The sequence below is a fragment of the Hymenobacter lucidus genome (genome assembly GCF_020447265.1).
GTDB classification, from domain to species: domain Bacteria; phylum Bacteroidota; class Bacteroidia; order Cytophagales; family Hymenobacteraceae; genus Hymenobacter; species Hymenobacter lucidus.
This window is the reverse complement of the sequence record NZ_JAJADR010000005.1, coordinates 363,421-382,054: the sequence shown is the minus strand read 5'-3', so window position 1 is coordinate 382,054 and position 18,634 is coordinate 363,421. Positions and strand designations below refer to the sequence as shown.

Here is an 18,634-nt window from a genome sequence, read left to right as displayed (position 1 = left end):
TAAGTATGGCCGTCGTTCTACGGTGCTAAGGTCCTTTGCTCTGCTCAGGATGACAAACGAGTTATCATTACCACTTAAGGCGGTTAAGCAGGTTGACGTCGGTGTTCTGGAAGTTCCGGTAAATCATGACGATGATGCCCAGCCCGACCGAAACTTCGGCGGCAGCTACGGCCATAATGAAAAACACGAAAATCTGGCCGTTGGGGTCGGAGCGGTAGGCCGAAAAGGCCGTCAGCAGCACGTTCACCGCATTGAGCATCAACTCGACGCACATGAAGATGATAATGGCATTGCGCCGGGTAAGCACGCCCGTTACGCCGATGGCAAATAGCGCCGTGGCGAAGTATATATAATACTCAAGCGGGACGGTGCGAATGACTTCCGGGATGGTCTGTTCCATGCAGTGGGGTCAGCGGACAAGGCAAAGCCCGACCAAAGTGCAGTCGGGGTGAATTAGCTGGCAAAGGTATCCTGAAAATCGGTAAATCCACAGGGAAAAGTACAGTTCCGGCCGTTGCTGCATGAACGGATAGGTCATCAGGAAGGAATTAGAAATATTTAATTCGTGCGTCCTGTTGAGCGAAGGGAGTCAAGCCGTTCCATTCGGCGCCTGCCTCCGCTATATATTCCGCAAAATATTCTGCGGTGGATAAAGTATTTTTCCGCCTTGCGCGTCTGGTTAGTCAGAATGGACGCACTTGCACTAAACGCCTTACCCGTAGGCACGATGAGAGGACAGGACCGGCAGATTCAGGAGGCCGTGCAGGAACAGCGCGGCCGGCTGCTGGCCTTCATTCGTCGCCGCGTACCCGACCCGGCCGACGCCGAAGACATCCTGCAGGATGTCTTCGGGGAGCTGGTTGAAAGCTACCGGATGCTCAAACCCGTGGAAAAAGTGGCCTCCTGGCTATTTCGCGTGGCCCGCAACCGTATCACCGACCTCTACCGCAAAAAGAAGACGGCCTCGCTGGAAGAGGAAATGCTCCGCTACGCCGACGACAACGAGGAAGGCGCCCTACTGCTGGCCGACGTGCTGCCCGCCGACGACGATGCCCCCGAAAACCGCCTCCTGCGCGAAACGCTCATGGAAGCTCTGGCCGAAGCCCTCGATGAGCTCCCCAAAAACCAGCGTGACGTGTTCGTGTGGCATGAGCTGGAAGGCAAGAGCTTTAAGGAGCTGGCCGAGGAAACCGGGGTGCCGCTCAAAACCCTTATTTCGCGCAAGCACTACGCCGTCCAGCACCTGCGTCAGCGCCTGCAAGTGCTCTACAACAACTTGTTCACTGACTGAAGAAAGAACGAACGTTATGCCGAGGCAAAGCCGAAGCATCTCGCCCGCAGTCGTCAGCTTCCTAATTTCAACATCAGCACGCGAGATGCTTCGGCTTCGCCTCTGCTTGACCGTTTAATCACCACAGCAACATGAATCCGAAACCCTGGCCGCTTCGCGTCCTCAAATTCATTCTCCTTGGCATTCTGTTCGTGGCCGTTATGGGCTTCGTCACGATGCGCCTGTGGAACTGGCTCGTGCCCGACCTGTTTCACGGCCCCGTTCTCACCTTCTGGCAAACCATCGGCCTGCTCTTGCTTACGCGCCTGCTCACCGGTTTCCGGGGGGGCGGAGGGCGCCCGGACTTCAGCCGTAAGTGGCAGCAGCACAAAAACGACTGGAAGAAGCAGATGGAATCACGCCTGGCCGGCATGACTCCGGAGGAACAGGAAAAATTCCGCCAGAAAATGCGCGCCAGCTGCGGCCCACCCTGGATGCGTCGCTCGACCCCCGAAATGGGGCAGCCGGCTACTGCCGAGTAAAAACCGTTTGCTGCCTTCGCCATGAAAGCCGCTACCGAACGCAAAGCTATCCGCGGGCTGCACCTGCTGCTTAGCATCCCCATTCTAGGCTTCATCTACGGCCCCGTAGCCGACATTCCTCAGGCGGCCTTCGCCGTGCGCTTCGTGTTCGTGCCCGTTGTGGTGTTATCGGGCCTGTAGCTCTGGAAGGGCCATATAGTGAGGAGGTGGCTAACAGCAAAGCTCGGGTAGGCTCATACCGTAACGCAAAAGCGGCTCCTGATTGTTCAGGAGCCGCTTTTGCGTTGGGAAAGGATGCACTAGCAATGCCAGCCAGTGCGCCGGCAGCTGGCCGCGACGCTACAGGGCTACATATACCGGAGGCGCGTCCTGCTGATTGTCAAACACAATCTGAGCCCGTTTGAAGTCTCTTTTTGCTATCCTATAGATGCTTACCTGGTGATCATACTGTCCAGAGGTAAGTCCTGGGGTAGTGGGTGCCGGTAGGGCTGTCGACGACAGCTCCAGCCGGACGGTATTATCCGCTTCCACTTCCGCCTCCACACCATCCAGGAAAGTAGCCCCGCTAAAAGCGGCAGGCGGATGAATAAGCAACACGACAAAGTAGTGTCGGAAGTCGATGGGTTTGGCATTGGGCTGGAAAGCGCCAAAGGTCTGCCTCTCCAGCATCTTCTGAAACGCGGTGCTGTCGGAAACAACTAAGTAGTCGGTGTCAGTCGGCGGTTGCGGCACTTCTACCGTGCCATCCTCCTGCACTTGCCCCAAGCCCGTATATTGGTCTTTGCCGTCGGCTGCGGCTTTTTGGGCCTGCTGCTCATTTACCTGCCCCAGAATCATCCCAACCGTTTCTTGTGCTGAAGAACCCTTGGGATTGATGGAGAAGCTATAGCCTTCTACTTCCTGGGTGGGTACTTTTTCGCGCGAGCAGGCCAAAACCGTGAGTAATAAGGCCGTCTGGCCAATCGACTTCAATAACTTCATAAGCAGTGCGAGTAAGTGGGTTTCCTGTTTTGCGGGTAAAGATGGCCGAATTTCTATATTCCGCGTTCCATATTGCCGTCAACAAGCCCCACAAGCTCTGGTAAGCCAGAAAATTTCAGCGCAAGTAATGTACTGCCAGAATGATGGCGTACAGCCAGCTCACGTACAAGGTGGTGTAGGTGAGGCCGTAGCGTAGGCTGCGGCTGAAATTGCCCCGGCAGGTGGCGGAATGTCGAAATACGAACCGCAGGGCGCGAAAGAACAGCCAGTAAAGTACGGCGGTGCAGGTCAGAAAAGTGGCCCACACTACCGCGGCAGCCGCCCAGAACAGAACCACCACTAGTAGGGCCACCATAACCCAGAGGAAGATGTCGCCGATGTCGTGGCTGCAGCCGTCGCCGTGCCCCTCCACGTGACCACCACCGTCACTGCCGCCCGACTTGCCCGTGCCACTGCCGAAGCCAAAGTCCGGCACGTTGTCCGCGAAAGGAAATTTCCGGATATGGTCGGTTACGTTGCCAAGCGTATCCTGCAGCTTCACGCCCAGAAACAGGCCAATGGTGAGGAAGGAAAAAAGCGAAACGGATAGAATGGAAATAGAAATAAGCGAGTCTTTGAACAGACTCCAATCCTGGCGCAGGCCAACAAACCAAACCGCCAGCACCGTGGCCGTAGCTACGAAAAGAGTAGCAAAGAAAGCGCGCTTCGAGCGAATCAGACGGAAGGAGCGGGGCTTCCTCATAAAGTGGAATTACGAGATTGGCAAGCGGCATCTGTCGCCTCAACGGCCGCTTTCGGTCATACCAGAGAAGCCCGGTCTGGGTTTAGGTAATCCAATCTAGTTTCTTCAAATAAGTCTTCCAGTGCCTCGTACCCTTGCTCAATTTTAAAGTCCCTTTCCGACTTTGTAATTGGAATAAGCCAGTAGCAGTGCGTGGTTGCTTCAGTATGCTGTAACAGCTCCAGTTCTTCGCCATCAAGGTACGGGAGGGAGATAAAAGCATGGTCACACGTTGAGTTATTAAGCCACGGCTGACCGATGTTCACTGTGTGGTGCAGATTCAGCGGTAGTACATTCCTGTGATACGAAGCGCAAACCGTTAGCAATTCGACCAAGGAAGCATCCTGTTGAGGGGAGTAAATAAAAAGCTCAATCAGATTAGTGTCTTCCCGATCTAAGGACATGCCAACTGTGCTGTAAATCCAAAAGTCGTGGACCTGATCCGGAGGAAACTCTAGAACGAAGAAGGTTGGATGTAGCTTCTCTCGCGGACCGGCTTCCAGATGCCTTACGGTACTCTCAGGCCCGAAGAATCTTGCGTAATGCTCTTTGCACTTGGTTATATAGCTCATTGCATAAATTAGAACGGTAGGTTGCAGAATAAACAAAAGCGGCGCCTGATGCCTCAGACGCCGCTTTGCGGTTCTAGAATTTCCACTCTGTAGCTTGGTCGAATTCCGCTCTTTCCTTGGGTGACATACGGTTACGGATTACTCTAATAGAGTAGCCGCCAACCAGTCTGCTGTTCTTCGTATAATTCCAATCGGTAATTGAGTCTTTGTGTATCGCTACACGTTGCCCCATAATGACGGCCTTAGTGTATTCTGGTTCATTATCAATCACTCCATATATGGAATCACCTTTAACAGTCAGATTGCCTAGCCAGATGTGCTCCTGGAATCCATCGGCGGGAAAAGCAGCTTTGACACCAAAATTATAGGCGGTTGTGTCACCACTTTTTAAAGCAGTTATAAATTCTCCAATGGTCTTACGACTCTCCTGCTGAGCAGCAGCCATCATTAGGTCGTCTGCCTCAGCATTGTATATCTGCGTTTCCTCACTCCAGCCAAGTTCTTTACCGGCTGGATTGCACCCCGATAAAAAGAAAACAGCTCCTGAAATCAGGAGCTGAATCTTGAGAAGCTGTTGCAGCTGCATAGTTGCTTTAGAAGTTCCGCTCGCCGGTTTCGCGCTTGGCCAGCATTACGGCACCCACCATGGCTACCAGAAACAGCACTGAGGCCAACTCGAAGGGTAGCAGGTATTTGGTGTAGAGAATCATACCCAACTGGCTTACCATCCCGATCTGGGAGTTGAAGACGGCAGCATTATAAGTAGTGCCGGGCTGCACGTCGCGCAGGGCGGCTACCATTACTACCAACAGCAGGCCACCGGTTACGGCCGCGGCTACCTTCGCTAGCATCGGTTTGTGGGGCTCCGTGTCGGCATTCAGGTTCAGGAACATAATCACGAACAGGAACAGCACCATGATGGCACCGGCGTACACGATGATATTGACGGCGGCCAGAAACTGCGCGTTCAGAATCAGGTAGTGCCCCGAAAGTGAAAAGAACGTCAGGATCAGGAACAGTACGCTATGGACCGGGTTTTTGGCCAGTACCACGCCCAGGGCCGCAAACAGCGCTACAAACGACAGGAAGAAAAACAGGGAAGGAGAGGAGGCCATTGGCGGAAAGCTGAAGCTAGGAAAGCTAGAAAACTAGTTCTCCTCCTCAGCTGAGGAAGAGAATTGATGTTCTACGAAAGTTGCTGGCTGGTTTTCTGGCTCAGCGCGTGTGCCTGCTCGGGCGTGAGCTGGATGCCGCGGATGCTACGGGCATTGGGGTCCACGGGCTCCACGAGGCGGTCTTTGCCGTAGATGAACTCGTCGCGCTCGAAGCGTGGCGGGGCCATCTTGTCGGGCTGTAGGTACACGGCGGCTTTCGGGCAGGCTTCCTCGCAGAGGCCGCAAAAAATGCAGCGCAGCATATTTACCTCATAGCTGACGGCGTACTTCTCTTCGCGGTAGAGGTTTTCCTCACCCTTTTTCCGCTCACCGGCTACCATCGTAATAGCTTCGGCCGGGCAGGCCACGGCGCAGAGGCCGCAGGCCGTGCACCGCTCCCGGCCCACCTCGTCGCGCTTGAGCACGTGTAAGCCGCGGAAGATGGGGGAGAAGGGACGCTGCTCTTCGGGGTATCGAACCGTTACCTGCTTTTTGGTAGCGGCCCGGAAAAAGTGGCGCATGGTAATGCTCAAGCCCTGGAAGATGGCCGGCAGGTAAGCCCGCTCGGCCAGCGTCATCGGCTTGGCCTCCAGCTTTTTCGCTCTATTGCTTAAGGACTGCATAGGTTCTCTTACTTAATGATACCGCCCAGAATCAGGCCACCGGTGAGCAGGATGTTGAAGATGGCCAGCGGAATCAGGATGGTCCAGCCCAGACGCATCAGTTGGTCGTAGCGGAAGCGGGGCAGGGTCCAGCGCACCCACATGAAGAAGAAGATGAAGGCGAAGATCTTGCCGAACAAACCCAGCAGGCCGAGCACGGAAATCAGGTTCTGAGCCGACATCAGCTCCCAGCTCTGGGCCGATACCAACCAGTCGCGCAGCTCGTACTGAAAGGGAAAGTTGAAGCCGCCAAAGTAGAGCACGCTCATCACGGCCGAAGCCACGAATACGTTTACGTACTCGGCAAATAGGTACAGACCCATTTTCATGGAGCTATACTCGGTATGGTAGCCGCCCACCAGCTCGGTTTCGCACTCGGGCAAGTCGAAGGGCGTGCGGTTGGTTTCGGCAAAGGCGCAGACCAGGAAGATGATGAAGCCCAAAGGCTGCTTCACGATGTTCCAGAAGTGCCACTCACCGGCTTGCGACTGTTGCAGCGTGATTTCACGCAACGACAACGTACCCGAAATCATCAGTACGGCGATGAGCGCCATACCCATAGCCAGCTCGTAGCTAATGTTCTGGGAGCCAGCCCGAATAGCGCCTAGCAGGGAGAACTTGTTGTTGGAGGCCCAGCCCCCAATCATGACGCCGTACACGCCCAGCGACACAATGCCGAACACCCACAGCATGCCGATGTTGACTTCAATGCCCTGCAGGTTAAAGACGTTGTTGCCAAACTGAATGACGTTGCCGAACGGAATTACCGCCGACGACATCAGGGCCGTAATCATAGCCAGGCAGGGGCCCATGATGAACAGGGCTTTGTTGGCACCAGCCGGAAAGAATTCCTCTTTGGTAAACAGCTTCACAGCGTCGGCCAGGGGCTGCAGCAGGCCAAAAGGCCCGGCGCGGTCCGGACCTACGCGGTCCTGCAGAAACGCGGCAATAACTCGCTCGGCGTAGGTGCAATACGTGGCAATAAGCAGGGAAACGCCGAATACGACGAGGATAACAATGGATTGCCAGCCTAAGGTTGGTAGTTCGATCATCAGATTAGTTACCTAAACGCATGGGAGGATTCTGTTCAAGGTCGCGGACGGAGCTTTCGGGCAAGTCGGCAATTACCTGGGCGTTGAGCACGGGCAGCTCGTAGTGGTTGGCCGAAATCACCGACGAACGGTCGATGTGGGCGGGGCCTTCCAGCGTCCAGTCGGACGTTTCCTTCTTGTCGAAGCGGCAGGTGTTGCAAATCCACTCCTTTACCTCGCCGTACTGGTCCTTGCGGGCCGTCACGCGCAGCACGTCCTTGCCCTTGTACCAGAGCACCACTTTACCGCAGCACTTGGGGTTTTCGCAGTCCCGGTGGGCGTTTACGGGTTTCGTAAACCACACCCGCTGCTTAAAGCGGAAGGTTTTATCGGTCAACGCGCCCACCGGGCACACGTCGATGACGTTGCCGCTGAACTCGTTGTCGATGATGTTCTCGATGTAGGTACCGATTTCGGCGGCGTCGCCGCGGCCTAGTACGCCGTGCACGCGCTTCTCGGTGAGCTGGTCGGCGGTGTACACGCAACGGTAGCACAGGATGCAGCGCGTCATGTGCAGCTGAATCAGCGGCCCGATGTCGATTTTCTCGAAGGTGCGGCGCTCCTCTTCGTAGCGGGTGGTGCTCACGCCGTGTTCGAAGGCAAAGTTCTGGAGGTCACACTCCCCGGCCTGGTCGCACACGGGGCAGTCCAGCGGGTGGTTGATGAGCAACATTTCCACGATGCCCTTGCGCACGTTGAGCACCTGCTCGGAAGTTGTATTCTCGACTACCATGCCATCCTGCACCGGCGTCACGCACGAGGCGACGAGCTTGGGCATGGGACGGGGGTCTTTGGCCGAGCCGGCCGCCACGCGCACGAGGCAGGCGCGGCACTTGCCGCCCGAGCCTTTCAGCGGCGTGTAGTAGCACATGGCCGGGGGCACGATGCCGCCGCCGATGGTGCGGGCCGCGTTGAGGATGGTCGTTCCGTCCGGAACGTCAACCTCGATGCCGTCAAATGTTATTTTAGCCATTATTCAGAGCTTCCTAAGGGACGGAAGTGAAAGTCAGTTAGTACAAATTAAGCCAGTACCGCTTTGCCGGGATACACCGCGCCGGGGCGGGTAGCTTCCTGGGGGTGGCGGATGTGCCACTCAAATTCGTCGCGGAAGTGGCGAATGGCGGCTGAAACCGGCCAGGCAGCCGCTTCACCCAGTGGGCAAATCGTGTTGCCTTCGATTTGCTTGGCCACGCTGGCCAGCACGTCGATGTCGCGCTCATTGCCGTGGCCATGCTCCAAGCGGTGCAGGATTTTTTCGAGCCAACCCGTCCCCTCGCGGCAGGGCGAGCATTGCCCGCACGACTCGTGGTGGTAGAAGCGGCTGAAGTTCCAAGTGTTGCGCACGATGCAGGTAGTTTCGTCCATGGCAATGAAGCCTCCCGAACCCAGCATGGTGCCCGTCACGAACCCGCCGTCCGACAGCGACTCATAAGTCATCAGGCGGTTTTCACCGGCCGCCGTTTTCAGAATCAGCTCCTTGGGTAGAATCGGCACCGACGAACCGCCAGCTACGACGGCCTTCAGGTCGCGGCCTTTCCAGATGCCGCCGCAGTACTCGTCGGAGTAGATGAATTCCTCGACCGGCACGCCCAGCTCAATTTCGTAGATGCCGGGCTTGTTGAGGTGGCCACAGGCCGAAATCAGCTTGGTGCCGGTGCTCTTGCCCACGCCAATCTTGGCGTACTCGTCGCCGCCGTCATTCACAATCACCGGCACGGCGGCAATGGATTCGACGTTGTTCACTACCGTGGGGCGGGCGTAGAGACCCTGCACGGCGGGGAATGGGGGCTTGTTGCGCGGGTTGCCCCGCTTGCCCTCTAGAGACTCGAGCAATGCCGTTTCCTCCCCGCAGATGTAGGCGCCCCCACCGGGGTGCACGTACAAATCCAGGTCGTAGCCCGAGCCCAGGATATTCTTGCCCAGGAACCCGGCCGCGTAGGCTTCGGCAATGGCCTTTTCCAGGATACGCAGCACGTACAACAACTCGCCGCGGATGTAGATGTACGAGGTATTCGCGCCCAGGGCGTAGGAGCTCGTAATCATGCCCTCGATGAGCAGGTGGGGCAGTTTCGACATCAACTGCCGGTCCTTGAAGGTGCCCGGCTCCGATTCGTCGGCGTTGCAGACGAGGTAGCGCGGCACGCCTTCGGGCTTGGCCAGAAAGCTCCACTTCAGGCCCGTAGGGAAACCGGCGCCGCCACGGCCGCGCAGGCCCGACTTCTTCACCTCTTCCACCACCTCGTCGGGGGTCATGGTTTTGAGGGCCTTCTCCACCGAGCGGTAGCCGCCGTGCTTGCGGTATACCTCAAAGGTATCGATGCCTTCAACATTGATATGTTCGGTCAGCAGTTTGCGTCCCATAGTGTCTGAGCGGTAAGCTGAAAGAGGTTAATTGTTGGCTACGGCGTTGGGTAGGCCTTTTTCTTCCCAGGGAAGCGCCGGGCGGTGCACCATGTTGCGCAGCTCGCTGAGCATGGCATTCACCGAAGCTTCGGTGTCCAGTTGCTCGTAGTATTTCTCGCGCACCTGCACCACCGGGGCAAAGCCGCAGGCGGCCAGGCACTCCACCTCTTTCAAGGTAAACAGGCCGTCGGCCGAAGGTCCTTCCCCGACTTTGGCGCCGGTGATACGCTCCAGCTCCAAGGTCAGCTCGTCGGAGCCGCGCAGCTGGCAAGGGCCCGTGCGGCAGATTTCCAGCACGTGCTTGCCTACCGGCTTGAGGTTGAACATGGTGTAAAAGGTCGAAACCTCGTACACCTCGATGGGTTTCACGCCCAATACCTCGGCCACCAAGTCCTGCACCTCCGGGGCTACCCAGCCGCCAAATTCGGCCTGGGCAATGTGCAGCACCGGCAGCATGGCCGACTTGCGGCGCTCCTCCGGGTATTGCTTGCAGATACGGTCTATTTCAGCCTTGGCAGCTTCCGAAAACTGGGGTTTCACGGGCGCGGTTGTCGATTCCATAAAGTCAAATTCAGCAAAAAACTACGCGTCCAACTCGCCGGCAATTACGTTCATCGACGACAAGGTCACGATGGCGTCGGAGAGGCTGCTGCCCACCACCATTTCGGGGTAGGCCTGGTAGTAAATGAAGCAGGGGCGGCGGAAATGCAGGCGGTAGGGCGTACGGCCCCCGTCGGAAATCAGGTAGAAGCCCAGCTCGCCGTTGCCGCCTTCCACGGAGTGGTATACCTCGCCCACCGGTGCTTCAATCTCACCCATGATGATTTTGAAGTGGTAGATCAGGGCCTCCATGTTCTTGTACACGGCCTGCTTGGGAGGCAGGTAGTAGTGCGGGGCATCGGCATGGAAAGGACCTTCGGGCAGGTTTTCCAGGGCTTGGTTGATAATGCGCAGGCTCTGCCAGATTTCCTCGTTGCGCACCATGAACCGGTCGTAGGTGTCGCCCTTGGTGCCCACGGGAATTTCAAAGTCGAAATCCTCGTAAGAAGAGTAGGGGTTCATGGCCCGCACGTCGTAATCAACGCCGGCGGCGCGTAGGTTGGGGCCGGTGAAGCCGTAGTTCAGCGCCTTTTCCGCCGTAATCGGGCCCACGTTCACCACGCGGTCCATGAAGATGCGGTTGCGGTTGAACATGGACTCAAACTCCTTCATCACCGCGGGGAAGGTCTTGAGCCAGTCGCGCAGCTTCTGAATGGCGACATCCGAAAAGTCGCGCTCCATGCCGCCCACACGGCCCATATTAGTGGTGAGGCGGGCCCCGCAGATTTCCTCGTAAATCTCGTACACTTTCTCCCGCTCCTGGAACACGTACAGGAAGCCGGTAAAGGCTCCGGTGTCCACGCCCAGGATGGAGTTGCAGATCAAGTGGTCGGTGATGCGGGCCAGCTCCATGGCAATAACGCGCATGTACTGGGCGCGCTTGGGCACCGTCACGCCGAGCAGCTTCTCTACCGTCATGTGCCAGCCCATGTTGTTGATGGGACTGGAACAGTAGTTCATCCGGTCGGTGAGGGGCGTGATTTGGTAGAAGGGCCGGCGTTCGGCAATCTTCTCAAAGGCCCGGTGGATGTAGCCAATAGTCGGGACACCCGAAATAATCCGCTCCCCATCCATTTGCAGGATGTTCTGGAAAATGCCGTGCGTGGCCGGGTGCGTCGGACCCAGGTTCAGGGTCGTCAGCTCCTGGCTGAAGTCGTTGAGCGTGGGAACGAGGCCGCTGTTCTGCTGCTGTTCCTTGGCTTCCTGGATGATCTTGTGGGTACCTTCCAGCGTGTCGTTTACTGCCATGATGTATAAATCAGGGGCCTAGCGGCCGAAGAAAAGGTCTGTTTTGTCTTCGCGGGTACCGTCTTCCAGCGCGTATTCCTTACGCATGGGGTGGTAGTCCATATCCTCCACATTCAGAATGCGGATCAGGTTGGGGTGGCCCGTGAAGATAATGCCGTAGAAGTCGTAGGCCTCGCGCTCCATCCAGTTGGCCGTGGCGTAGAGGTCGGTGAGCGTAGGCACGACGGGGTCGGCAATGGGGAAGAAAATCTTGATGCGCAGACGCAGGTTGTTTACCAGGCTGTGCACGTGGTAAATCATGCCCAGCTCCTTGCCCTCGTTTTCGGGGTAGTGAATGCCGCACATCGTGGTCAGGAAGTGAAGCTGCAGCTCCTGGTCCTGCTGCAGGCCGGCAATGATTTCGTGAATCCGCTCCCGGGTGGTCGTCACCGTCAGCAAACCGTAGGGCTCGTGCACATCGGTAAACGCGTCGGCGCCGAACAGGCGGTGCAGTAGCGCCAGCAACTGGGCATTCTTCACTGCTTGCGGGTCCAGCGGGGCCGCAGCTTCCTGAGGTGCTGCCGCGGATTCTTGGGTATTTTCAGCCATTCCTATTGCGAGAAGCTAAGAGGCAGAAACTGGCCCTTTCGGCAGAGTACCGAAAGGGCCAGCGTCAATTTACTTGATGTTGTAAGAAGCCAGCAGCGCCTGGTACTCGGGCGCGTTGCGACGGCGAATCGATTCGGTGCGGGCCAAATCCTGGACGCGCATCAGGCCGTCGAGCACCTGCTCGGGGCGGGGCGGGCAGCCGGGCACGTACACATCGACGGGGATGATCCGGTCGATGCCCTGGAGCACGGAGTAGGAGTCGAAGATGCCACCCGAGCAGGCGCAGGCACCCATGGCCAGCACCCAGCGGGGCTCGGCCATCTGCTCGTACACCTGCTTCACGATGGGCGCCATTTTCTTGGCAATGGTACCCATCACCATCAGCAGGTCGGCCTGCCGGGGCGAGAAGGAGGGGCGCTCCGAGCCGAAGCGGGAGATGTCGTAGTGGGAGCCCATGGTAGCCATGAACTCGATGCCGCAGCAGGAAGTGGCGAAGGGCAACGGCCACAGGGAGTTGGCCCGGGCCATACCTACTACCGACTCCAGGGACGTAGCAAAAAAGCCCGCGCCTTCCACGCCGTCGGGCGCGTCCACCATCTTTATTTCAGGAACACGAATATCGCTCATGAGATTTGTCAGTTTGGAGGGGTTATTATCCCCTTATCCGAACACCAGCGCGCCGGCAAAAGTTTGGATGAGTTGGACTTAGGCGTGCGTGCCGGTCCACTTCAGAATGCCCTTTTTGATGACGTAGGCAAAGCCCGCCATCAGCAGCGTCAGGAATACAATCATCTGAATGAAGCCTTCCATGCCCAGGGTGCGGAAGTTCACGGCCCAGGGATACATAAAGATTACCTCCACGTCGAAGAGCACGAAGAGGATAGCCGTGAGGAAGTATTTAATCGAAATCGGGGTGCGGGCGTTGCCCACCGATTCGATACCGCACTCAAACGAGGAGTCTTTCACCTTGCTCTGGCGCTTGGGACCCACGAGGTGGGATACAATCATGGCGAAGGCGACGAAGGCAATGGCTAGGCCGAATTGCACCACAATAGGCAGAAAATCAACCGGCTGGTAATTAGTCGTGACGGCGAGAAGCATACGATTCAGCAGTTAAAGGCCCTTTGAAATGGGCGTTGGAGGGCAAAGGTAGCGCTTGAAGGCTTGGGAACAAAGGTTACGGTGGGTGGGGGTCGGAATGGTATCTATTTGGACAAATTAAGTTTTGACCATATGGTTCCGCCCCCAGCTGCACTTTAAGCTGCCCCAGTGAGACGCGACTAGCTTCAGAAAAGGATTTAGGGCTGCCTCACAAGTGTTTTGGGTGCGAAACAGCTACTTTATTACGCAACATATGATCAAGCAAAAGGCCGCTCCGAAATTCCGGAGCGGCCTTTTTAATTCTCAAAACCAAGCGGCCTACAGCCCCTTGTCCCGGTTCAGGTCTTCGGCCGGGGCCGAGCCCAGGAACGGGTAGCGATAGTCCGTAACCGGCACGAAGGTTTCCTTGATGGCGCGCGGCGACACCCAGCGCAGCAGGTTCAGCATGGAGCCAGCCTTGTCGTTGGTGCCGGAGGCGCGGGCGCCGCCGAAGGGCTGCTGGCCCACCACGGCGCCGGTGGGCTTGTCGTTGATGTAGAAGTTGCCGGCCGCGTGTACCAGCTTCTTCGAGGCCAGGTCGATGGCGTAGCGGTCCTGGGCGAAGATGGCGCCGGTGAGGGCGTAAGGCGAAGTCGTGTCGACTAGTTCCAGCGTCTCCTCAAACTTGTCGGCGTCGTAGATGTGCACGGTAAGCACGGGGCCAAACAGCTCCTCGCACATGGTTACATACTTCGGGTCCTTGGTCACGATGACGGTGGGCTCCACGAAGTAGCCTTTCGACTTGTCGTAGTTGCCGCCAGCCACGATTTCGGCGTTCGGGTCGGCCTTGGCGCCATCGATATACTTGGCCAGCTTATCAAACGAGGTTTCGCTGATAACGGCGTTAATGAAGTTCGAAAAGTCTTCCACGTCGCCCATCTTGAACGAGGCCAGGTCTTCCTTCACGTAGCCCAGAATTTCGTCGGCCAAGTTGGAGGGCAGGTATACCCGCGAAGCCGCCGAGCATTTCTGGCCCTGGTACTCAAACGCGCCCCGGCTCATGCCCACGGCCACAGCCTTGGCGTGCGCCGAAGGATGGGCCAGGATAAAGTCCTTGCCGCCGGTTTCGCCCACGATGCGCGGGTAGCTCTTGTAGGAAGCAATGTTCTGGCCGATGGTCTTCCAGATGTTCTGGAACACGCCCGTAGAGCCGGTGAAGTGGATACCGGCAAAGTCGCGGTGCTTGAAGATAACGTCGCCGGCGGTGGGGCCATCCACATACACCAGGTTGATGACGCCATCGGGCACACCAGCTTCCTTGAAGAGCTCCATCAGCACCTGGGCCGAGTAGATCTGGGTATTGGCAGGCTTCCACACCACCACGTTGCCCATCATGGCCACCGAGGCGGGCAGGTTGGCGGCAATGGAAGTGAAGTTGAAGGGCGTGAGGGCAAACACGAAGCCTTCCAGCGGACGGTGCTCCAGGCGGTTCCACATACCGGGCAGGCTCTCGGGCTGCTGCTGGTAGATCTGCTGCATGAAGTGCACGTTGAACCGGAAAAAGTCAATCAGCTCGCAGGCCGCGTCGATTTCGGCCTGGAAGGCATTCTTGCTTTGGGCCAACATAGTAGCCGCGTTGATGCGCGCCCGGTAGGGGCCGGCCAGCAGGTCGGCGGCTTTCAGGAAAATGGCGGCGCGGTGCTCCCAGGGCATTTCGGCCCACAGCGGGCGGGCGGCCAGGGCGGCATCAATGGCCTGCTGCACGTGCGAGGCGTCGCCTTCGTGGAACTGGCCCAGCACGTGCTGGTGGTCGTGGGGTGGGGTGATATTCTGGGTTTTACCGGTGCGTACTTCCTCTCCGCCGATGTGCATCGGGATGTCGCGCTGCTGCTGCTTGAGCTCTTTGAGGGTCTTGAGCAGCTCTACCCGCTCGGGCGAGTTGGGCGCGTAGCCCTTCACGGGCTCATTGATCGGGGTCGGGACGTTGAAAAAGCCGTTAGCCATAGTAAGGTGCTGGATTTGGGTTTTCGTTTTGGGAGGGTGCCGCGCAAAGGTACCGCCCAGATTTGGGAATGCTACCGTGCAAGCGTTTAGCCGCCTGCCAAAATCCGGAACGGCAGCCGACAGGCGTTAGGGAGCCTTCCAACTTTGTGAATGGCCGCTACTGGCTGCTTGATCCTGTGAATGTGGGCATTGGTGTAATAAAATTAGCGCGGTGCAAGGCCTTAACCACCTTTCGGAAAGTAAGCTACGGCGCCCTGAGCGGTGCAGGCGCTGCCCCGGCTATTGCGAGTCATTCATCTTCCTCATTCTATATTCTATTTCTCATGAAAAAACTTCTATCTCTGACAATGTTTCTGGGCCTGTGGTTCAGCCAGCGGCCCGCATTTGCCCACAAAGAGTGGGTGCACCAGTATATGGTGAAACAGTCGTATCTGTATCTGGAGCAGCAGATTGGCGCTATTCCTGCCTTGCGTGATGCCATTGGGCTGAACTTCCACGGCAAAGGCAGTGACAGCCAGCCCTTCAACAACAGCTACCCCATCGGCATTGGTGCCTGGCGCGAAGACTCCGAAGACCCGGTGTATGGCTACAAGCTGGGCGCAAATAACCTGACGCCCTCCATCACCCACTTCTGGGATGCCGACAATTCCAATGAAAATTACGAGTCGATGCCGCTCAACATTACGGGCAGCTCGAAGGCGCCCAACGCCTGGGAAAAAGCCCGCGTGTATCTGTTCTGCCAGGACCGCAACGGCGCCCACGACGTCACCATCCCGTTTATAATGCCTGGCTCCGGCACCGTGCGCAACTATATCATCACGTATACTTCCTTGCCCGAGCTCTACAAGGGAAACTATTTCCTGGAAGGCATCAGCAATACCGATGGCAGTGGCCGTACCAACTACTATCACTGGCCGCAGTTTAACCAAAGCTTCGGCCGGCCCGTGGCTCTGCAGCTGCTGGGACGCGTAGCGCACCTGCTCGGCGACATGAGCGTGCCGGCCCACACCCATTCGCACCTGCACCCCTGCCCGGCCAACCTGCCCGACCACTACGAAAACGACATGGGCAACACTTACGCGTCGAACAACAACCTGAACGTGTGCGAAAGTGACCCAGGTGGAAACTACCCCGCCTACAGCTGGTCGGCGGCCACGGCGGCCCAACAGGGGGGCATCCTTTCGGACATCTATTGCCTGCCCAATGACCGGGAACGAGCCAAGTACCTGTTCTACACGGTCAACCAGCTGGCCGATTTCTTTCCCAGCGGGGTGAACTATGCCGATATGGGCGCTTTCCACCGGGGCGGCTACCAGTCGTTCGGCTACGGCGACGCCAACCTGTCGCAGGGCTCCAACGCCCACATCAATGCCGTGTACAACTCCTTCAACTGGACTTCGCCCAACACCATCAACACGGCCCAGATTGCCAATGTCAACTTCAATTTTGCCATTCGGTCGGTAGCTACGCTGTTCCAGTGGTTTGCCCTCGATGCCGGTATTATTGCGGACCTGAAAAATCAGAAAATCGGCAACTCCGGCACGCTGCTCTGCGCCAATGGCAACCTGACGTTTGATGTGCCCACTGCCGACCCCTTCGCAACCAATGGCGGCATCACCTGGTCGATAGAGCCGGCTGAGGCGGGCACGGGCACGGCCCAGGGTGCTTCGTGGAGCAAAGCCTATTACAACGTGACGCCCGCGGCGGGCTACAATGGCATTCTGACCGTGAAAGCCAGCTACACTAGCACCTATGGCTGCTTTTCCAGCCCTGTCACGCTCACGCGGCAAGTGTGGGTGGGTGGCCCCTCGGCCACTTTCGAGCGGGGGCCGGGTGAATACTATATTCCGCAGGGCAGCGGCTTCGAAATGGCCGCCGGCGTGTCGCGCCCCGAGCTGGAAGGCGCCGTATCGTATCAGTGGACGCTGAGCGGGGCCAACGGCATACTAGGTAATACCTCGTCGATTTACGTGGAAGCACCCTGGGGCTACGACCAGTACTTTGAGCTCTCGTGCACCGTCACCAACGCCTGCGGCCTGTCCTCGACCATCTACCGCGGCTACCGCACCGCGCCCTACACCGGCGGCGACGGGCAGAGCTGGCGCAGCAGCAAGCAGCAAGCCGGCAACGCCCTGGCCGGCAGCAGCGACGAGCTGGAAGTATTCCCCAACCCCAGCAATACCAGCTTCGAGGTAATAGTAGCCCCCGCCGCGCTGCTGAAAAAAGCCGACTCGGATAAGCCTCTGGTGCTGACCTATACCCTGCGCGACAACCTGGGCCGCGTGCTGGCGCAGGGCAGCAGCCCGGCCCCCAAGGTGCAGATTGACACGCACGAGTTGCCGGCCGGCGTATACTCCCTCTCTTGCTCGGTGAATGGGCAAACCTTTCACAAGCGGGTGCAGGTGCTGCACTAGCCCGCCGGATTTAGTCAGCTTCTTGTTGTAAAAAAGGCCAGTCTGCCCACGCAGACTGGCCTTTTTTGTGCTAGGGAGTTGTGCCGGCAAAAGAATAGTCAGCTATTCCGGAGCGCCTAGCTTCGTTTGACCCCGGAGACATTGCCAGTGCTGAAGAATACCACCAGGCAAACGAGGGTGATGCCCATCAGCTGCCAGCTGTAGCTTTGTTCGGTACTCAATAGCGCGTTAGCAGGGTCGGTGCTACGGTAGCACACCTGCACGGGGGTACCAGGAGGCAGACTGTCGGAAGTGCTTCGGTCCGTTGAGACTTGGGCAAACTGCTGATGTTGCTGGGGCGGGCTGTAGCGTACCACCAGCGTATAAACGCCACTGCTCCCGGAGCCCTCTTTGCCCAGCCGCTGATGCACCACGGCCGCGGCCGGCGTGCCATGCAGCATGCGCCACCGCTTCCCGGCATTCCACAAGACGAGTACTATGCACAGCAAGCACAGGGGGCGCAGCAGCCAGCGCCCAACTGCCCGGGTGAAGCCATTCTGCCAACTCATAGCGTGGCCTGACTTACGACAGCAGCGGCAGCACCTGCTGCTCTACTTGGCGACGCAGCGCCTCGCGGGAGCCCACGTTGGGCAGCACGGCGGCAAATTGCGCGTACGTATCCATCACCGTTTCGCTGGGGTGATTGTCGTCGCGGGTGCCGTCGCCCTGCTGCTTCAGCGGGTCGCCTTCCACGCGCAGCATCAGGCCGCCCCGGTCCAGAATGGGCTGGGCCTCGTTGGGAAAGCGCACGTCGGGCACGATGATAAACCGGTCGGGGGGCAGGCGGGCAAAGAAGGCCTTCACCCAGATTTCGTAGTCCCAGGCCCGGAGCGCGGCGCCCACCTGCTGGAGCATCTCGCCCCGGGTGCGGCCAAAGTCATTCAGCAGCTCGGTCTTGCCGGTTTGGGTGTAGTAGGGCGCGGTACTTTCGCCGGCCAAGGTGGCACACACGGCCTTGATGGCGTCGCCGAAAGACATAATCTGCCAGTTACGCTCGGGCTGGAGCTGTTGCAGCAGCCGCGCCACGGTGTCTTTGCCGCTACCCCGGCGGCCCGAAATTCCAATGAGATGCACCATAGCTGAGGAAAACCCGCCGTGAGCCGGCCCGGGTAAAGCAGAAAAAGTCGCAAGGTCCGATGGGTTTTGCTGGCTTCCAACGCGGTGCCCGTTTTTCCCTCGCGGCCCGGTGGCTGCTGCGCTGCTGC

Annotated in this window: 22 protein-coding genes; 4 read left to right on the top strand and 18 right to left on the bottom strand. The window is 58.0% G+C overall.

The window, feature by feature from the left end; translation table 11 throughout:
• Positions 1–67 precede the first annotated feature (67 nt).
• Positions 68–400 (bottom strand): NADH-quinone oxidoreductase subunit NuoK, encoded by a 333-nt coding sequence (gene nuoK / locus LGH74_RS17895; protein WP_100339108.1) that lies wholly within the window; start codon positions 398–400, stop codon positions 68–70.
• A gap of 327 nt (positions 401–727) precedes the next feature.
• Between nuoK and LGH74_RS17890 the strand changes: the two genes are divergently transcribed.
• The 3 genes from LGH74_RS17890 to LGH74_RS17880 all read left to right on the top strand — a co-directional run bounded on the left by LGH74_RS17890 (position 728) and on the right by LGH74_RS17880 (position 1,992).
• On the top strand, positions 728–1,291 hold the full coding sequence (locus LGH74_RS17890) for an RNA polymerase sigma factor (protein ID WP_226177719.1): 564 nt from the start codon (positions 728–730) through the stop codon (positions 1,289–1,291).
• 131 nt (positions 1,292–1,422) lie between these two features.
• A complete protein-coding gene (locus tag LGH74_RS17885; protein ID WP_226177717.1) occupies positions 1,423–1,812 on the top strand; it encodes a DUF1682 domain-containing protein in 390 nt (129 codons plus the stop codon).
• Positions 1,813–1,833: 21 nt separating this feature from the next.
• Positions 1,834–1,992 (top strand): hypothetical protein, encoded by a 159-nt coding sequence (locus LGH74_RS17880; RefSeq protein WP_226177715.1) that lies wholly within the window; start codon positions 1,834–1,836, stop codon positions 1,990–1,992.
• A gap of 159 nt (positions 1,993–2,151) precedes the next feature.
• On the opposite strand, the gene LGH74_RS17875 is transcribed toward LGH74_RS17880, so the two are convergent.
• The 15 genes from LGH74_RS17875 to pruA all read right to left on the bottom strand — a co-directional run bounded on the left by LGH74_RS17875 (position 2,152) and on the right by pruA (position 14,976).
• Positions 2,152–2,793 carry a hypothetical protein gene (locus LGH74_RS17875; RefSeq protein WP_226177713.1) on the bottom strand — a complete coding sequence of 214 codons (642 nt, stop codon included), beginning with the start codon at positions 2,791–2,793 and terminating at the stop codon, positions 2,152–2,154.
• A 115-nt stretch (positions 2,794–2,908) separates the two neighbouring features.
• The gene (locus LGH74_RS17870; protein WP_226177711.1) at positions 2,909–3,535 is read right to left on the bottom strand and encodes a hypothetical protein; all 627 of its coding nucleotides are present in this window, start codon (positions 3,533–3,535) and stop codon (positions 2,909–2,911) included.
• A gap of 56 nt (positions 3,536–3,591) precedes the next feature.
• Positions 3,592–4,146 carry a suppressor of fused domain protein gene (locus LGH74_RS25225; protein ID WP_226177709.1) on the bottom strand — a complete coding sequence of 185 codons (555 nt, stop codon included), beginning with the start codon at positions 4,144–4,146 and terminating at the stop codon, positions 3,592–3,594.
• 73 nt (positions 4,147–4,219) lie between these two features.
• Complete coding sequence (locus LGH74_RS17860; protein ID WP_226177707.1) at positions 4,220–4,732, bottom strand: DUF2314 domain-containing protein; 513 nt, start codon at positions 4,730–4,732, stop codon at positions 4,220–4,222.
• A gap of 7 nt (positions 4,733–4,739) precedes the next feature.
• Positions 4,740–5,261, bottom strand: a complete 522-nt coding sequence (locus LGH74_RS17855) for an NADH-quinone oxidoreductase subunit J family protein (protein WP_226177706.1) — start codon at positions 5,259–5,261, stop codon at positions 4,740–4,742.
• A gap of 71 nt (positions 5,262–5,332) precedes the next feature.
• The gene (locus LGH74_RS17850) at positions 5,333–5,923 is read right to left on the bottom strand and encodes a NuoI/complex I 23 kDa subunit family protein (RefSeq protein ID WP_226177705.1); all 591 of its coding nucleotides are present in this window, start codon (positions 5,921–5,923) and stop codon (positions 5,333–5,335) included.
• A gap of 8 nt (positions 5,924–5,931) precedes the next feature.
• A complete protein-coding gene (nuoH, locus tag LGH74_RS17845) occupies positions 5,932–7,014 on the bottom strand; it encodes an NADH-quinone oxidoreductase subunit NuoH (protein WP_262904686.1) in 1,083 nt (360 codons plus the stop codon).
• Positions 7,015–7,018: 4 nt separating this feature from the next.
• Positions 7,019–8,026: an NADH-quinone oxidoreductase subunit G gene (locus LGH74_RS17840; protein WP_226177704.1), complete on the bottom strand. Its 1,008-nt coding sequence runs from the start codon at positions 8,024–8,026 to the stop codon at positions 7,019–7,021.
• A gap of 47 nt (positions 8,027–8,073) precedes the next feature.
• On the bottom strand, positions 8,074–9,414 hold the full coding sequence (gene nuoF / locus LGH74_RS17835) for an NADH-quinone oxidoreductase subunit NuoF (RefSeq protein WP_226177703.1): 1,341 nt from the start codon (positions 9,412–9,414) through the stop codon (positions 8,074–8,076).
• Positions 9,415–9,441: 27 nt separating this feature from the next.
• Positions 9,442–10,017, bottom strand: a complete 576-nt coding sequence (locus LGH74_RS17830) for an NADH-quinone oxidoreductase subunit NuoE family protein (protein WP_226177702.1) — start codon at positions 10,015–10,017, stop codon at positions 9,442–9,444.
• Between the two features lie 21 nt (positions 10,018–10,038).
• Complete coding sequence (nuoD, locus tag LGH74_RS17825; RefSeq protein WP_226177701.1) at positions 10,039–11,304, bottom strand: NADH dehydrogenase (quinone) subunit D; 1,266 nt, start codon at positions 11,302–11,304, stop codon at positions 10,039–10,041.
• A gap of 18 nt (positions 11,305–11,322) precedes the next feature.
• Positions 11,323–11,892 (bottom strand): NADH-quinone oxidoreductase subunit C, encoded by a 570-nt coding sequence (locus LGH74_RS17820; RefSeq protein ID WP_226177700.1) that lies wholly within the window; start codon positions 11,890–11,892, stop codon positions 11,323–11,325.
• Positions 11,893–11,961: 69 nt separating this feature from the next.
• A complete protein-coding gene (locus LGH74_RS17815) occupies positions 11,962–12,519 on the bottom strand; it encodes an NADH-quinone oxidoreductase subunit B (protein ID WP_073109614.1) in 558 nt (185 codons plus the stop codon).
• Positions 12,520–12,597: 78 nt separating this feature from the next.
• Positions 12,598–12,993, bottom strand: a complete 396-nt coding sequence (locus LGH74_RS17810; RefSeq protein ID WP_226177699.1) for an NADH-quinone oxidoreductase subunit A — start codon at positions 12,991–12,993, stop codon at positions 12,598–12,600.
• Positions 12,994–13,311: 318 nt separating this feature from the next.
• Positions 13,312–14,976, bottom strand: coding sequence for an L-glutamate gamma-semialdehyde dehydrogenase (gene pruA / locus LGH74_RS17805; RefSeq protein WP_226177697.1), 1,665 nt, complete (start codon positions 14,974–14,976; stop codon positions 13,312–13,314).
• Between the two features lie 323 nt (positions 14,977–15,299).
• Between pruA and LGH74_RS17800 the strand changes: the two genes are divergently transcribed.
• Positions 15,300–17,390 carry a T9SS type A sorting domain-containing protein gene (locus LGH74_RS17800; protein WP_226177695.1) on the top strand — a complete coding sequence of 697 codons (2,091 nt, stop codon included), beginning with the start codon at positions 15,300–15,302 and terminating at the stop codon, positions 17,388–17,390.
• 116 nt (positions 17,391–17,506) lie between these two features.
• Here LGH74_RS17800 and LGH74_RS17795 read toward each other — a convergent pair whose 3' ends face one another.
• The gene (locus LGH74_RS17795) at positions 17,507–17,938 is read right to left on the bottom strand and encodes a DUF3592 domain-containing protein (protein WP_226177693.1); all 432 of its coding nucleotides are present in this window, start codon (positions 17,936–17,938) and stop codon (positions 17,507–17,509) included.
• Between the two features lie 13 nt (positions 17,939–17,951).
• Complete coding sequence (locus LGH74_RS17790) at positions 17,952–18,506, bottom strand: nucleoside/nucleotide kinase family protein (RefSeq protein WP_226177692.1); 555 nt, start codon at positions 18,504–18,506, stop codon at positions 17,952–17,954.
• Positions 18,507–18,634: the final 128 nt, after the last annotated feature.